Annotated in this window: 16 protein-coding genes; all 16 read left to right on the top strand. The window is 67.2% G+C overall.

Annotated features, from left to right (window positions below):
* A partial coding sequence (locus tag ACIQJ5_RS12470; protein WP_402844363.1) for a hypothetical protein occupies window positions 1–402 on the top strand: 402 nt, incomplete at its 5' end.
* A 275-nt stretch (window positions 403–677) separates the two neighbouring features.
* Complete coding sequence (locus ACIQJ5_RS12465) at window positions 678–902, top strand: hypothetical protein (RefSeq protein WP_402844360.1); 225 nt, start codon at window positions 678–680, stop codon at window positions 900–902.
* Window position 903: 1 nt separating this feature from the next.
* Window positions 904–1,188: a WXG100 family type VII secretion target gene (locus ACIQJ5_RS12460; RefSeq protein ID WP_269143072.1), complete on the top strand. Its 285-nt coding sequence runs from the start codon at window positions 904–906 to the stop codon at window positions 1,186–1,188.
* A 181-nt stretch (window positions 1,189–1,369) separates the two neighbouring features.
* Window positions 1,370–1,999, top strand: coding sequence for a histidine phosphatase family protein (locus tag ACIQJ5_RS12455; RefSeq protein WP_231091636.1), 630 nt, complete (start codon window positions 1,370–1,372; stop codon window positions 1,997–1,999).
* Window positions 1,996–2,604, top strand: coding sequence for a TlpA disulfide reductase family protein (locus tag ACIQJ5_RS12450; RefSeq protein ID WP_231091638.1), 609 nt, complete (start codon window positions 1,996–1,998; stop codon window positions 2,602–2,604). The genes ACIQJ5_RS12455 and ACIQJ5_RS12450 overlap by 4 nt, the downstream gene beginning before the upstream one ends.
* 28 nt (window positions 2,605–2,632) lie before the next feature.
* Window positions 2,633–3,379: a cytochrome c biogenesis CcdA family protein gene (locus tag ACIQJ5_RS12445; protein ID WP_402844350.1), complete on the top strand. Its 747-nt coding sequence runs from the start codon at window positions 2,633–2,635 to the stop codon at window positions 3,377–3,379.
* The gene (locus tag ACIQJ5_RS12440; protein WP_372459799.1) at window positions 3,360–5,150 is read left to right on the top strand and encodes a cytochrome c biogenesis protein ResB; all 1,791 of its coding nucleotides are present in this window, start codon (window positions 3,360–3,362) and stop codon (window positions 5,148–5,150) included. Before ACIQJ5_RS12445 ends, ACIQJ5_RS12440 begins: the two co-directional genes overlap by 20 nt.
* Window positions 5,151–5,154: 4 nt before the next feature.
* The gene (gene ccsB / locus ACIQJ5_RS12435) at window positions 5,155–6,162 is read left to right on the top strand and encodes a c-type cytochrome biogenesis protein CcsB (protein WP_231091641.1); all 1,008 of its coding nucleotides are present in this window, start codon (window positions 5,155–5,157) and stop codon (window positions 6,160–6,162) included.
* Window positions 6,163–6,775: 613 nt separating this feature from the next.
* Window positions 6,776–8,497: a dihydroxyacetone kinase family protein gene (locus ACIQJ5_RS12430; protein WP_402844346.1), complete on the top strand. Its 1,722-nt coding sequence runs from the start codon at window positions 6,776–6,778 to the stop codon at window positions 8,495–8,497.
* A 1-nt stretch (window position 8,498) separates the two neighbouring features.
* Entirely contained in the window at window positions 8,499–8,954 is a 456-nt protein-coding gene (locus ACIQJ5_RS12425; RefSeq protein WP_231091643.1) for a ribose-5-phosphate isomerase, read from the top strand.
* 6 nt (window positions 8,955–8,960) lie between these two features.
* Window positions 8,961–9,701, top strand: coding sequence for a triose-phosphate isomerase family protein (locus ACIQJ5_RS12420; RefSeq protein WP_231091644.1), 741 nt, complete (start codon window positions 8,961–8,963; stop codon window positions 9,699–9,701).
* 25 nt (window positions 9,702–9,726) lie between these two features.
* On the top strand, window positions 9,727–10,449 hold the full coding sequence (locus ACIQJ5_RS12415) for a GntR family transcriptional regulator (RefSeq protein ID WP_231091645.1): 723 nt from the start codon (window positions 9,727–9,729) through the stop codon (window positions 10,447–10,449).
* Window positions 10,450–10,590: 141 nt separating this feature from the next.
* The gene (locus ACIQJ5_RS12410) at window positions 10,591–11,538 is read left to right on the top strand and encodes a sugar phosphate isomerase/epimerase (protein WP_231091646.1); all 948 of its coding nucleotides are present in this window, start codon (window positions 10,591–10,593) and stop codon (window positions 11,536–11,538) included.
* Window positions 11,539–11,563: 25 nt separating this feature from the next.
* Window positions 11,564–12,532, top strand: coding sequence for a 3-hydroxyacyl-CoA dehydrogenase family protein (locus ACIQJ5_RS12405; protein WP_402844340.1), 969 nt, complete (start codon window positions 11,564–11,566; stop codon window positions 12,530–12,532).
* 10 nt (window positions 12,533–12,542) lie between these two features.
* On the top strand, window positions 12,543–13,313 hold the full coding sequence (locus ACIQJ5_RS12400) for an SDR family NAD(P)-dependent oxidoreductase (protein ID WP_231091649.1): 771 nt from the start codon (window positions 12,543–12,545) through the stop codon (window positions 13,311–13,313).
* A gap of 145 nt (window positions 13,314–13,458) precedes the next feature.
* The gene (locus ACIQJ5_RS12395; RefSeq protein ID WP_402844336.1) at window positions 13,459–14,853 is read left to right on the top strand and encodes an MFS transporter; all 1,395 of its coding nucleotides are present in this window, start codon (window positions 13,459–13,461) and stop codon (window positions 14,851–14,853) included.
* The last annotated feature ends 50 nt before the right edge of the window (window positions 14,854–14,903 follow it).

Raw genomic sequence — 14,903 nt, 5'->3', positions numbered from 1 at the left:
CCGCCGACCGGGCATGGACCGCGGCGACGGACGGGACTACAAAGGCAATTTCACATCCCGAGACCCGGACGCGCCCCTCGCGACTATGAGCAGGCGGAGAAGAACGGCCTGGATAAGCTCGAAGAGAGGTTCAATGTCACGGTGATACGTGACAAGGTGCGTATCGATTATCCTGGCGCACCTCAGAATGGGCGCTACTACGACGGCCTCATACGCAATCCAGACGGCACCTATACGGGCGTTGAGGTCAAGTTTGGTAGCGAATATGACAAGTATTTTAGAGAAGGCTATGTGCAACGTGAATTCGACGAAGGTCTACTGAACAACCCTGCGGTCGGCATGCTGAATGGCGAAGAGATTCGCGTCACCGCGGTTCGCGTGATTCGCGGAACGATAGCTTGAAGAGATTGAGGAAGAGTGAGATGTGTGCAGTCGCATACGGCGAACGAGTTGGGTACGCCTCGGGACCGATCGCTGAGTTAGCGGGGGAGCTAAATCCCATCGGGGGCACGGTTTCTCATCACATCCTCAATTCTCTACGCACTCTCGATGGAGAGGGAGCAACCACCTATTCGATCTGGCGTGTCCCTGCGGGGGAGCGGAGCCCGACGCGGATGGGCGAGACCTTCATTCAGGCGGGCGGCTCCGCGCAAGCGATGACCGTAGAGGCGCGGGTGATGACCTCGGACGGCACGGCCCGTCTCTTCACGGTGGGACGACAGGAGCCGGTGAAAGGGCCGCCCACCACGATCTGGATCAATGACCGTGCGCAGGTCACCGTCTCGTCGAACGAAGTGTTCACTGCTGAGGAGGCGGCCGTGGTCTTCTTGACCTTCTACCTCACCGACACTGTTGCACAGCCGTATCAGTTGCGTGAGTTCGATCTCGGGGTCGGGGGATGAGATGCAGATTTCTGTTAAGCATGAGAGCGTAGCCGGGCTCGTTGTCGAGATGTCTGTTGCAGCCACGCAGATCGCTCGGGAGCTTGAGCAGCTCGATGCGACCGCAGCGCTGTTGCAGTCGCAGTGGAACGGAGAAGCACGGGAGGCGTACCGAGTCGCTCACGCGCGATGGAGCGCGGCGCAGGCCGCGATGAGCACCGTTCTTCGCGAGCTCACCGGGCGTCTCGCCAATGCGAACCAGATCAGCATTGACACGGGTGCCTTGGCCGCCCGCGTCTGGGCCTGAACGGGGCCCGCGGGACGAAACGGTCCCGAGAGGCCCGAAGGAATCGGGAAGGGGAGCCGGCGGTGCGGCCGGTGAGCCCGCGGCCTGAATCCAGCCTCGTCGGTGCGCAGCCGCGGCTGACGCTCCTCTCGCACAGCATCCGTCCAGCCGGTCGCCAGGTGGCCCTCAGTAAGATTGAAGGGTGCCCGCAACCCGTCTCCATCTGGTGCGCCACGGGGAGGTTTTCAACCCCGAGCGCGTGCTCTACGGTCGCCTTCCGGGCTATCGGCTGAGCCAGGCAGGTCGCGCCATGGCAGGCCAGGCGGCGGACTACGTGGCCGGCCTCGACCGCCCGGTGGGCGCGCTGGTGTGTTCCCCGCTGCAGCGGACGAAGGAGTCGGCGCAGCCCTTCACCGCGCGCTTCGGCCTCGCACCCGTGGTGGATGACCGCGTCATCGAGCCGACCAACGCCTTCGAAGGCAAGCGGATGCGGCTCGCTGTGCTCAACCCCCTCAACTGGCGCTACCTGATGCGGCCGTCGGTGCCCAGCTGGGGAGAGCCGTTCGCCTCCATCGCTGCCCGCATGCGCGCCGCCATGGACGATCTCTGGGACGAGACCGACGACGCGGACGCCGTCATCGTGTCGCATCAGGCGCCGATCTGGATCACCCACCTCTCCGTCGCGGGCGAGAAGCTCGCTCACAACCCGAGCACGCGCCGCTGCGCGCTCTCCTCCGTCACGTCGTTCGAGCGGCGTGACGGAGTGTGGACCGAGGTCGGCTATGCCGAGCCGGCATCCACCGGATCCGCTGTCGATGTAGGAGCAGTATGACCAGGCGCCGCATGCTCGCCACCGCCGCCGCCGCACTCGCGGCCGTGGCACTCACCTTCTCGCTGTCGGCCTGCACGTCCACCGACGCCGCTACTCAGGCGTTCCGTGACGGGCAGAACGCCGGGTACATCGGTGGCGACGGGCGCTGGGTCGAGGTTCCCGAAGCTGAGCGCGGCAAGCCGGTCGATTTCGCAGGCGTCACGCAAGACGGCGACGAGGTCTCAGGCGCCGATCTTCGCGGAAACGTCGTGGTGATCAACTTCTGGTACGCCGCGTGCGGTCCCTGCCGCGTCGAGGCGCCCGACCTGGAGAAGGTCTATCAGGACCACAAGGACAACGGCGTTAGCTTCATCGGCATCAACACCGCCGATCAGGCCGACACCGCGAAGTCCTTCATGAAGACCTACGGGGTCACGTACCCCAGCATCATCGACGCGGGCGACGGAGCGGCTAAGATCGCCTTCGCCCAGACGGTTCCGCTGCAGGCGTCTCCGAACACGGTCGTGCTCGACAAGGAGGGACGCGTCGCCGCCCGCATCATCGGTGCAATCGACGGCCCCTCCGTGCTGAACACCTTCGTCACCGAGCTCTCCGAAGAATCGTGACCGGCTCACCGTCGGCCGCGGAGGTCTCGTGAACGGCCTGGTCGCGAGCGGCGCGCTGTGGGCGGCGCTGCCGGTGGCCTTGCTCGCCGGTCTCATCTCGTTCCTGTCGCCATGCGTGCTGCCGCTGGTTCCGGGCTACCTGGGCTTCCTCGGCGGCACCGTGACGCGCGGCTCGGGCGAGCAGGGCGGTGCTGTCTCCCGCGGGCGCCTGCTCTTCGGCGTGCTGCTGTTCGTCCTGGGCTTCACCGCGGTGTTCGTCGTGGTGATCGTGCTCGGCGGCTTCTTCGGTGGCGTCTTCATGCAGTATCAGGACCTCATCACCCGCATCCTCGGTGTGGTCGTGATCCTGATGGGCCTCGTCTTCATCGGTCAGGTGTCGTTCCTGCAGCGCACGGTCAAGATGGATGTCTCGGGAAAGACCGGTCTCATCGGAGCGCCGCTGCTGGGTATCGCCCTCGGCGTCGGCTGGACACCCTGCATGGGGCCGACGCTGGCCACGATCATGTCAGTGGCGTGGGGACTCGGTGACCCGGGTCGCGCGGCGATCCTCGGTATCGCCTACTCCCTGGGCCTCGGGATCCCGTTCATCCTGCTGGCGCTGGGTCTGGGGTGGGCCTCGAAGTCCGTGGCGTTCATCCGCAAGCACATCCGCGTCGTCAACATCATCGGCGGCGTGCTCCTCATCATCGTCGGCCTTCTCATGGTCCTGGGCGTCTGGACGATGCTCATGACCCGTCTTGGATCAGTGATGTCCAGTGTCATCCTCCCCCTCTGACCCTCGCCCGGGCGGCAAGCCGCGGATCGCGAAGGCCTCCGCGGCCGACGCCACCGACCCGCTTCGCCCTTCGGATTACATCGACAGCGCATCCGGCGCCGATCGCGAAGACGTCAACGCTCCGGCGCTGGGTCTCATCGGCTGGTTCCGCTGGGCCTGGCGGCTGCTCACGAGCATGCGCACCGCGCTGGTGCTGCTGCTGATCCTCGCCATCGCAGCCGTCCCCGGCTCGATCTTCCCGCAGCGCAGCGCCGACCCCAACGGCGTCGTGGCGTGGAAGACGAACAACCCCGACATGTTCCCGGTGGCGGACTGGTTCCAGCTCTTCGACGTGTACACCTCGGTGTGGTTCTCGGCGATCTACCTGCTGTTGTTCGTCTCGCTCGTCGGCTGCATCATCCCGCGGATCAAGCACCACGCGAAGGCGCTGCGCTCGCGCCCGCCTCGCACGCCGGCGCGTCTGTCGCGCCTTGCCGATCATCGCGAGGACGTCTTCGAGGTGCCGGGCGATGCGGCCGCGGAGGCCGAGCACGCCGTGGAGGTGGCCTCCAGCCAGCTGCGTGCGGCGGGCTACCGGGTCGAGCGCTACGACGGACGCGGTGCATTCTCGGTCTCCGCGGAGCGCGGCTACTGGCGTGAGACCGGCAACCTGCTCTTCCACGTATCGCTCGTGGGCGTGCTGATCTCCGTCGGCATGGGTGGCGGGTTCTCCTACACCGGCCAGACGGTCATCGTCGAGGGCACCACCTTCGTCAACCAGCTCGTGGACTACTCCTCGATGAACAAGGGCCGCTTCGTCAGCGATGAGGCCCTCGTCCCGTACGGGATGACACTCGACTCGTTCGATGTGACCTACCAGCTTCCCGACAGCAACTCTCCGGGACAGGCCGGCGACTTCGCTGCCAACCTCACCATCACCGCACCCGGCGACGGTCACAAGGAGAAGCAGACGGTGCGCGTCAACCACCCGCTCAGCCTGTGGGGAGACCGGGTGTACCTCCTCGGAAACGGCTACGCGCCCCACATCACGGTGCGAAACGCGGACGGCGAGGAGATCTTCAGCCAGGCGGTTCCGTTCGTCCCGCAGGAGAACAGCACGATGCTCTCCGGCGGCGTGGTGAAGATCACCGACGGCCTGCCCGAGCAGGTGGGGCTGCAGGGCTTCTTCTATCCCACGGTGGGAACCCTCGACACCGGTGCCCTCACCTCGGTGTATCCGGATCTGATCATGCCGACGCTCTCGCTGAACGTGTACGCCGGCGACCTCGGGATCAACGACGGCACCCCGGTGAACGTCTACACGCTGGACGTGTCCAGCATGCGCAACATCGCCGGCCCCAAGGCGGACTTCCCGCCGCTGATCATGAAGCCGGGTGAGACCGTCGATCTGCCGAACGGCTGGGGCACCGTCACCTTCGACAATCTGGATCCGAAGGCGCAGCTCTCGCCCGCCGCGGATCACAGCACCCAGTACGAGCACTCCGTCCCCCGATACGTCTCCTTGCAGATGCACCACGACCCGACATCGATCTTCGTGCTCATCTTCGCCGTGCTGGCGCTGCTCGGCCTGCTGCTTGCGCTGTTCATCCCGCGCCGGCGCGTCTGGGTGAAGGCGACCCCGAAGGGGGAGCGCGTCACCCTGGAGTACGCGGGCCTGGCTCGTGGTGAGGACCCCCAGCTCGCCGCGTCCGTAGAAGCGATCGCGGACAAGCATCAGGCGGCGCTCGCCGAATCCCCCCAGCCGTCCGATTCCGGTCAGAAAGTAGACTGAGCCCATGTCCGCGTCCGATTTCGAGCAGTTCTCCCTTCTGTCGATCTGGACAGCGATCGCGCTCTACGCGCTCGCCCTCCTCATCTACGCCTTCGACATCGCGCGCCGCGCCCAGCAGGCTGCGGACCGTGTCGATGCGGCCGTGACCGTACGGGAGAAGGTCCTGGTGGGGGCGGACGGGACCAATCCGGTCACCGGTGGCGGCGCCAGCATCCCCGCGGCCTCCGGTCCTGCAGGGGGCAAGCGGAACCTTTACGCGCGCATCGCCACGAGTGTGATGTGGCTCGGCCTGCTGTTCCACTTCGCGGGCATCATCCTGCGTGGTCTGGCCATCGGTCACGTGCCGTGGTCGAACCTCTACGAGTTCGCCATGACCGGCACGTTCCTGGTGTCGCTCGTGTACCTGGTCGTGCTGTTCTTCTACGACTTGCGCTACCTCGGCTCGTTCATCTCGCTCATCGTGGTGCTGTTCCTCGCCGGTGCGACGCTCAGCTTCTATGTGAAGGTGGTCCCGCTCGCCGACCCGCTGAAGTCCGTGTGGCTCGTGATCCACGTGTTCGTGGCGACCCTCGCCTGCGCGTTCTTCGCTCTCGCCTGCGGCCTGTCGATCCTTCAGCTGATGCAGTCGCGTCGTGCGGCGAAGATCGCCGCGTCCGCCGCGGCCCCGGTCAAGCGATCCTTCCTGGACACGATCCCTGACGCCACGCGTCTGGAGGGTCTCGCCTACCGCTTCACGATCGTCGGCTTCATCCTGTGGACCTTCACCCTGATCGCCGGTTCCATCTGGGCCAATGACGCCTGGGGGCGGTACTGGGGCTTTGACACCAAGGAGGTCTGGACCTTCGTGATCTGGGTGCTGTACGCCGGCTACATCCACGCGCGCGCCACCCGCGGCTGGCGTGGCGCCCGCTCCGCCTGGCTGTCGATCGTGGGCTTCGCTGCGGTGCTGTTCAACTTCACCATCGTCAACGTCTTCTTCAAGGGACTGCACGCTTACTCCGGCCTGAGCTGAGTCCAGGCCCAGCAAAACCCCGCGCGAGCGGGGTTTTGCTGTTTCTGGGGCTGGTGGCGCGGGTTTCTTTTGCGGGCGGCACCAGTGTGGTGGTGGCGGTACTGGTGTGGCGGGTACACGTCTGCCGTGTGGCGGTTGATGAGCATGCGATAGCCGTGCGGGCTCGTAAGGCTGTCACCAACGAAGGACAGTGTCGCCAAAAGAGGATGTTTCGGCGGGAGTGGTCCTCGTTTGGCGGCATCGTCCTCGTTTGGCGACATGGTCCTCTGTTGGGGACGTGTCTGCGCCCCATGTGCATGTTTGGTGAGCGGGGCTGTCGGTGGTTCGGTCCGGGGGTTGAACGTGCCGGGCCTCGTGCGGTGGCGCGTCGCGAGCGTTGTCACCAACGAAGGACATTGTTGCCAAAAGAGGATGATTCGGCCGGAGTGGTCCTCGTTTGGCGACATCGTCCTCTTTTGACGACAACGTCCTCGTTTGCCGACATCGTGCTCTGTTGGGCACGCTCCTGGGCCGCCGCCGCCGCGATCCGCGGACTCACTAGCTTCCTCTATCCAATTTCCTATAGGATGCTGAGGTGCGGGGCACCGCCCGCTCTCACGTGGAGGAGATCGCAATGACGCGCCTGTTCAATGATCCGGATGACTTCGCGGCCGATTCGGCTGCCGGGTTCGTGGCGGCATCCCGCCGCTGGGTTCGTCCCGTCACCGGGGGAGTGGTTCGCTCCACGCGGGGTGCCGAGCCCACGGTGTCCGTCGTCATCGGCGGCGGCAGCGGGCACTACCCGGCGTTCGCCGGACTGGTCGGTCCCGGGCTCGCGCACGGCGCCGTGATGGGCAACCTCTTCGCCTCCCCCTCGGCGCACCAGGTGCATTCGGTGGCCACCGCTGCGCACGAGGGACGCGGCGTGCTCCTCAGCTACGGGAACTACGCGGGCGATGTGCTGCACTTCACGCAGGCGCAGGAACGGCTGCGGGCCGCCGGCATCGACTGTCGCACGGTCACCGTCACGGATGACATCTCCAGCGCACCGATCACGGAACGGGGCAAGCGCCGCGGCATCGCCGGGGATCTGGTGGTGTTCAAGGTGGCCGGCGCTGCTGCGGAGGAGGGACAGGACCTCGACGGTGTGGAGCGCGTCGCCGCCCTCGCCAATGAGCGGACCCGGTCCCTGGGTGTCGCGTTCGGCGGATGCACCCTTCCGGGCGCCGACGAGCCGCTGTTCACCGTTCCTGAGGGGCGGATGGCCGTGGGGCTCGGCATCCACGGCGAGCCGGGCATCGACGAGGTCGACATCCCCACGGCCGACGGTCTGGCGGAGCTGTTCGTCTCCTCCCTGCTGGCGGAGGTGCCCGACGGCGTCGATCTCGCCACCGCACGCGTGGTTCCGATCCTCAACGGGCTCGGCAGCGTGAAGTACGAGGAGCTGTATGTCGTCTACGCGGCGATCGACCGCCTTCTTGCCCAGGCCGGGGTCACCGTCGTCTCGCCGGAGGTGGGTGAGTTCTGCACCAGCTTCGACATGGCGGGCGCCTCGCTCACGCTGCTCTGGCTCGACGACGAGCTCGAGCGCCTGTGGCTCGCCGCCTGCGACACTCCGGCCTTCCGTCGCGGCGCCGTGGCCGATCGCGTCGTGGTGGACGAGATCGAGGAACTCACCGAGGAGTTCGTCATCCCGTCGGCATCGGACGCATCGCGCGCCGCTGCCGTGACCATCGCCACCGCCCTCGAAGCCATGGCCGCCATGCTGGATGCGGAAGCGGAGGAGCTCGGCCGGATCGACCGGGTCGCCGGCGACGGGGACCACGGCATCGGCATGCAGCGCGGCAGCCGCGCCGCAGCGGCGGCCGCCGCAGAAGCGCTGGCCGGCGGCGCCGGGGCGCGCACGCTGCTGCAGCACGCAGGCGATGCCTGGGCGGACAAGGGAGGCGGGACCTCCGGCGCGATCTGGGGGGAGATGCTCGTTGCGCTCGGCGCGTCGCTGGGCGACGAAGCCCCGGTCGGGGCGTCCGAGGTCGGGGCCGGTGTCGGACGCATGAAGGACGCAGTCATGTCCTTCGGCAAGGCCACGGTCGGCGACAAGACGATGATCGACGCCATCGTTCCGTTCGCGGATGCCCTCGCCCAGCAGCTCTCCGCCGGCGCGGACCTCGTCCCGGCGTGGGAGGAGGCCACTCGCACTGCACAGGAAGCGGCGCAGGCGACCGCCCATCTGACCGCACGCCTCGGCCGCGCCCGCTCGCACGGCGACAAGAGCCTCGGCACTCCTGACCCCGGCGCAGTTTCCTTCGCGCTCATCACCCACACCGTCCTCGACATCCTCAAGGGAGAGAACTGACATGGCACTTCGACTCGTGATCGGCTGCGATGACGCCGGCTTCGACTACAAGGAACGCATCAAGGCCGACCTGCTGAACAACCCACTGGTGTCGGAGGTGGTGGACGTGGGCGTGGACGCCGACGGCCACACCAACTACCCGACGATCGCGACGACGGCGGCCGAGCGGGTCGCGGCCGGGGACGCGGATCGCGCGATCCTGATCTGCGGCACCGGCCTCGGCGTCGCCATCGCGGCGAACAAAGTCGCCGGGATCCGGGCTGTCACCGCCCACGATTCGTTCTCCGTCGAGCGATCCGTGCTCTCCAACGATGCTCAGGTCCTGTGCATGGGCCAGCGCGTTATCGGCATCGAGCTGGCGCGACGGCTGGCCGCCGAGTGGCTGACCTACACCTTCGACCCGCAGAGCGCGTCCGCGGACAAGGTGCGGGAGATCTGCGCCTACGAAGGCCGCTGATCCGCGATGCTCATCGGGGCGAGTCTGAAGATGTACTTCTCCCACGCGCGCACGCTGGAGTGGGTGTCGGATGTCGCCACCATCGTCGCGGGTCATCCGGCAGCAGACGCCGTGACGGCCTTCGTGATTCCGCAGTACCCCTCCATTCCGGCTGCCCTCGAACGTGCGGGTGATCTTCTGGTGGGAGCGCAAGACGTCGCCACCGAGGACTCCGGCGCGTTCACGGGTGAGGTGTCGGCCGCGGTGCTGGCAGAGCTCGGGTGCCGGTTCGTGGAGGTGGGACACGCGGAGCGGCGCCGGATGTTCGGAGACACCGACGCGGTCGTCGCAGCCAAGACCCACGCCGCGCTGCGGAACGGTCTGGTGCCCATCGTGTGCGTGGGTGAGTCCGAACGGGTGGATGCCGAAGCCGCCGCCGATGTCTGCATCGCCCAGATCCGCAGTGCGCTCGCCGCTGCCGATGACGCAGGCGCACACGGGGAGATCGTCATCGCCTATGAGCCGCTCTGGGCGATCGGTGCGCCCGCGCCCGCGTCAGACGATCACATCCGCAGGGTGTGCACACGGCTGCGCGCCCACCTGCGCGAGGGGGAGCGCCGCGGCGCGGTCATCTACGGGGGCAGTGCCGGACCCGGGCTGCTCACGAGGATCGCGGACAGCGTCGACGGGCTCTTCCTCGGCCGATTCGCGCACGAAGCGGGCGCAGTTCGTGACATCCTCGATGAAGTGGGCGCGCTGACGGCGTGATCGCGCCCGGCTCTGGGAGGTACGGATGGTGTCAGCAGGCGATGGCGGTCTGCGCGGACTGGACTCGACGATCGAGCGTCGAGGGCTGCGCGATCACGTGTACGACCGCATCCTGCGTCTGTTGCTGAGCGGCGAGGCGGCCCCGGGTGCGCGCCTGTCGATCGACACCATCGCGCGTCAGCTGGATGTCTCACCCACGCCCGTGCGTGAGGCGATGGTGCAGCTGGAGCGCACCGGACTGGTGACCCGCGAGGCGCTGAAGGGCTATCGGGTCGCACCGCCGCTGGGCGTCGAACAGCTGCGTGAGCTGTTCGACGCGCGAATCATGCTGGAGTCCCGTGCCGCTCGCCTCGCGACCCCGGCGAGCCCGGCGATGCTCGCGGAGCTGCGGGCGGCGGAGGAAGCGCATCGCCGTATCGGTGAGCGCGTGATCACGTCGCTGCGCGCGGGAGACACCGACGTGGAGCTCACCACCGCCTACTTCGCCGCCGATGCGGCCTTTCATCGCGTGGTGTTCGATCACTGCGGCAACCGCTACCTCAGCGACATGTCCGAGTCACTCGGTGCGCAGTTGCACCGCATGCGGCAGTCCGTGCTGCACGGGGTCACCGACGTGCGCGAGGCGATCGCCGAGCACGAGGCGATCGCCGACGCCTTCGCGGGGGAGGACCCGGATGCGCCCGAACGTCTCATGCAGCACCACATCGAGCAGGTGCGGGCCCGTTCCCTCGATCTCGAGCAGGTCTGATCCCACCATCGACATGCGCACGGTCTCGTTCGAGGCCGTGCGCATTTCTCGTCTCCGAGGTGAGGGGTTGACGCATCACCTATTTCCTATAGGATCTACGAAGAGCCGAGACCGGTTCGCCATCACGTCAACGGAGTCGTCATGACCGCAACGTCGCACCCCCTCACCAGTCAGAACTGGCCGATCGCCGTCTGCATGCACGGATTCGCTCCCGTCGCCGCGGACGGCACTCGCCTGCACGATGCGACCGCCGAGACCTGGGACGGCGTCTTCGGGCAGATCGAGCGCCTCGGTTTCACCGCCGTCGAGATCGCCGACAGCCACATCCGGCCCTCCGAGCTGGACCCGGCACGCCGAGCGGAGCTGAAGCAGATCGCCACCGCGCACGGCGTCGAGCTGATCTCGGTGCACGTGCAGCGTCAGAGTGTGATCGAGCCGGGCAAGGGCGAGCAGAACCTCGCCTATGCCCACCGGGCGATCGATGCCGCCGCCGAACTCGGCATGAGCGTGTTCTCCACCGGTCTGCACCAGCCGTTCAGCGAGGCGCAGCGCAAGGCGCTGTGGTTCTGGACGGCGCCGGGACCGGTCGACCCCGACGACGCAGAGACGCGCGCCCTGGCCGTCCGGCGCCTGCGGGAGCTCGGTGAGCACGCGGCATCTGTCGGTCTGCCGATGGCGCTGGAGATGTACGAGGACACGTACCTCGGCACCGCGGACAGCGCCGTGCGCCTGATCGAGGAGATCGGCCTCGACAACGTGGGCCTCAACCCCGACATCGGAAACCTCGTGCGTCTGCACCGTCCGATCGAGGACTGGCGTGAGATGCACGAGAAGACCCTCCCGTACGCCAACTACTGGCACGTGAAGAACTACATCCGTGACGAGGCGGGGGACGGCAGCTGGCAGACGGCGGTGCCCACGAGCATGGAGCTCGGTCTCATCAACTACCGCGCGATGGTGGCCCGCGCCGTCGAGATCGGCTTCCGCGGCCCGTTCCTCATGGAGCAGTACGGCGGAGACAGCCTCGGCGTGTGCGCCACCAACCGCGACTACCTGCGAACCCTGCTGCCCGACGTGGCAGAGGCCTGACCCGTTGATCGACAAGGAGAACGACATGACCGAACAGCGTCCCGTCTATGCAGTGATCGGCAGCGGCTACATGGGCGGCGGCATCGCGCAGTCGCTCGCGCTCTCGGGCGCCGACGTGCGCATCGCCGACGTCGACATCGACATCGCGCAGAAGAACCGCGATCGCCTCATCGCCGAGGCGGAGCAGTTCGCGGCCGACGGGCTCTTCCCCGCCGACGCCGCTGCCGTGATCGCCGAGCGCCTCACGGCCGCCACCATCGAAGACGCCGTCGCCGGGGCCACCTTCATCGAGGAGGCCGTGCCCGAGAAGATCGAGATCAAGCACGCGACGCTGCGACGGATCTCGGCGGCCGCATCCCCGGACGCCATCATCGGCAGCAACACCTCCACGATCCTCATTGGCCGCCTGTCCGAAGCGGTCAGCAACCCGGAGCGCTTCCTGGGCGTGCACTTCTCCAACCCGGCGCCCTTCATCCCCGGCGTCGAGCTCATCCCGCACGCGGGAACCGACGAGGCCGTCCTCCCGACGGTGGAGGCGATCGTCGCCGCGACCGGCAAGGAGACCGCCCGGGTGAAGGACGCCACCGGTTTCGTCCTCAACCGCCTGCAGTACGCGCTGTTCCACGAGGCCACGCAGCTGGTGGAGGAGGGCGTGGCCACGCCGGAGGACATCGACACGATCGTCCGCACCACCTTCGGTTTCCGGTTGCCGTTCTTCGGCCCGTTCGCCATCGCCGACATGGCCGGGCTGGACGTGTACGCGTTCTGCTACGCCTCGTTGCAGACCGAGTTCCCCGAGCGCTTCGCCACCCCGCCGATCCTCGATGCCCTGGTGTCCGCCGGAAAGCTCGGCACCAAGTCGGGCGCAGGCTTCCTCGACGTCCCGGCCGACCGCACCCCGGAGCTCGTGGCGTACCGCAACAAGGCCTACGTCGCGATGAAGAAGCTCGTCGACGAACTCGGCCCCGCCCCGATCCACTCCGCCCAGAACTAAGGAGAACGACATGGCCACTGCATTTCCCACCGAGCGCACCGTCATCCTGACGGGCGCCGCCAGCCCCCGCGGCATCGGCCGCGCCACCGCGTTCTACCTCGCCGAGCGCGGGTGGAACGTCGGCATCATCGACGTCGACGGTGACGCCGCCGCACGCACCGCCGCCGAGGTCGCCGAAGCCCACGGCGTCCGTGCCGCGGGCGTCGGCGCGAACGTCGCCGATCGCGAGCAGGCGGTCGCGGCCGTCGACGCGCTGGAGGCCGAGCTGCCCCAGACCGTCGCACTCGTCAACTTCGCGGGCGTCTCGTCCCCGATCCCGTACCTGGAGGTCACCCCGGAGGAGTGGCACCGCGTGCAGTCCATCAACCTTGAAGGCGTGCACTGGGTGACCCAGCGCGTGGCGCGCACGCTTGCGGAGAACGGGGTGGGCCGCCTCGTCGGCATCTCCTCCGTCTCCGCCCAGCGTGGTGGCGGAACGTTCTCCAAGACCCCGTACTCGGCATCGAAGGCGGGCGTCATCGGCCTCATGCGCTCCATCGCCCGAGAGCTCGGACCGCTCGGCGTGACGGCCAACGTGATCTCGCCCGGCCCCATCGACACCGACATCATGGGCGGTACCCTCACGGACGAGCGCAAGGCCGCCATGGCCGCCGACGGTGTCCTGCCGCGTATCGGCACTCCCACCGACATCGCCGCCGCTGTCGCCTACCTCATCAGCGAGGACGCCGGATTCGTGACGGGCCAGACCCTGAACGTCGACGGTGGCCTCTACATGCACTGAGGTTCGCGCACATGTCCGGATCCTGGTCCAAGAGCCGTATCGCCTTCCTCGCGGTCGGGGTGATCTGCGTGGTCATCGGCCTCGTGCTGATCGTCCCGTCCCTGGGCGGCTGACCCCCATTCGATAACCACTCAAAGGAGAGTTCGTGTCCCATTCGGAGTTCGGTCCCGCCACGCGGGCCAATGTCACCGTGGCGCAGGACCTTTTGTCCAGCCCGCATCTGACCAGCGGTATCCGCAAGGCGACCTTCCGCCTCATGCCGATGCTGATCATCCTCTACTTCGTCGCGTTCCTCGATCGCACGAATGTGGGCTTCGCCGAGGCCGCCCTCGAGGTCGACCGCAACATCACCGCGGGCGCCTATGCGCTGGGTGCCGGCATCTTCTTCATCGGCTACGCGCTGTTCGAGATCCCCTCGAATCTGCTGCTGGACAAGTTCGGTGCCCGCTTCTGGCTGGCTCGCATCGCCATCACGTGGGGTATCGTCGCTGCGGCGTTCGCCTTTGTGAACGGCGAGACGATGTTCATCATCCTGCGCTTCCTCCTGGGCGTGACGGAAGCGGGACTGTTCCCCGGCGTCATCATGTTCCTGGCCCAGTGGTTCCCGAACAAGCGCCGCGTCCAGATGTTCGCGCTGTTCTACCTCGCTCAGCCGTTCTCACAGATGCTGGGCGCACCGCTGTCGGGCGGACTCATCAGCTTCGGTGACCAGGTCACGCCCTGGGCCGGATGGCAGGTGATGTTCTTCGTCGAGGGCATGATGGCGGTCGCCGCCGGAATCGCGTCGTTCTTCTTCCTCGTCGACTCGCCCCAGAAGGCGAAGTTCCTCAATGACGATGAGAAGGCCGCGATGAAGGAGGTCATGGATCACGAGGACTCGGTGAAGGAGTCCGACGGTCCGCGCGGGATCGGCGCCGCGCTCATCAGCTGGAAGGTGTGGTACTTCACGGCGATCTACTTCTGCCTGCAGATCGCGGTGTACGGCACGACGTTCTACCTGCCACAGCAGGTGTCCAGCCTCATCGGGCAGTCCGTCGGCTGGCAGGTGGGTCTCGTTTCCGCCATCCCGTGGGCAGTGGGCCTGTTCGCCTGCTACTACGTGGGAAAGCACGCCACGACCGTCAAGCGGCGCCGCACCTGGGGTGCGCTGTTCTTCCTCATCACCGGTCTCGCGATCCTCGTGTCCGCCTGGGCCGGGGCCAACGGTCAGGGGCTGCTGGGCATCGCAGCCATCACGGTCGCTGTCGCGGCATTCCTGTCGACCGGGCCCATCACGTGGTCGTTCCCGACCTCGTTCCTCACGGGGGCGGCCGCAGCCGCCGGCATCGGCCTGATCAACTCGCTCGGCAATCTGGGCGGCTTCGTGGCGCCCATCATGCGCACCGGCATCAACGACGCGGTGCCGACCGAGAGCGGTGCCTGGGGTGTGGTCTCGCTGGGTGTGTTCGCCTTCGTGGCTGCCGTCATGATGTGGGCGACGCGCTTCTTCAGCGCGAAGGCCGACGCCCTGCTCGTCACGGATCGGGCACCAGGTCACTGACCCGACGGGGCGCGTACCGGATGGTACGCGCCCCGTACTCTTCGACAGGA

This window comes from Microbacterium sp. GXS0129, assembly GCF_044769785.1.
GTDB lineage: Bacteria > Actinomycetota > Actinomycetes > Actinomycetales > Microbacteriaceae > Microbacterium > Microbacterium nymphoidis.
The sequence above is the reverse complement of the archived record's forward strand: the minus strand, read 5'-3'. Positions and strand labels throughout refer to the sequence as shown.

Coding starts and splice junctions, on each gene's coding strand:
- ACIQJ5_RS12465 (WP_402844360.1), top strand. CDS start 678: ATGACCTCGGACGGCACGGCCCGTCTCTTCACGGTGGGACGACAGGAG.
- ACIQJ5_RS12460 (WP_269143072.1), top strand. CDS start 904: ATGCAGATTTCTGTTAAGCATGAGAGCGTAGCCGGGCTCGTTGTCGAG.
- ACIQJ5_RS12450 (WP_231091638.1), top strand. CDS start 1,996: ATGACCAGGCGCCGCATGCTCGCCACCGCCGCCGCCGCACTCGCGGCC.
- ccsB (WP_231091641.1), top strand. CDS start 5,155: ATGTCCGCGTCCGATTTCGAGCAGTTCTCCCTTCTGTCGATCTGGACA.
- ACIQJ5_RS12430 (WP_402844346.1), top strand. CDS start 6,776: ATGACGCGCCTGTTCAATGATCCGGATGACTTCGCGGCCGATTCGGCT.
- ACIQJ5_RS12425 (WP_231091643.1), top strand. CDS start 8,499: ATGGCACTTCGACTCGTGATCGGCTGCGATGACGCCGGCTTCGACTAC.
- ACIQJ5_RS12420 (WP_231091644.1), top strand. CDS start 8,961: ATGCTCATCGGGGCGAGTCTGAAGATGTACTTCTCCCACGCGCGCACG.
- ACIQJ5_RS12415 (WP_231091645.1), top strand. CDS start 9,727: ATGGTGTCAGCAGGCGATGGCGGTCTGCGCGGACTGGACTCGACGATC.
- ACIQJ5_RS12410 (WP_231091646.1), top strand. CDS start 10,591: ATGACCGCAACGTCGCACCCCCTCACCAGTCAGAACTGGCCGATCGCC.
- ACIQJ5_RS12405 (WP_402844340.1), top strand. CDS start 11,564: ATGACCGAACAGCGTCCCGTCTATGCAGTGATCGGCAGCGGCTACATG.
- ACIQJ5_RS12400 (WP_231091649.1), top strand. CDS start 12,543: ATGGCCACTGCATTTCCCACCGAGCGCACCGTCATCCTGACGGGCGCC.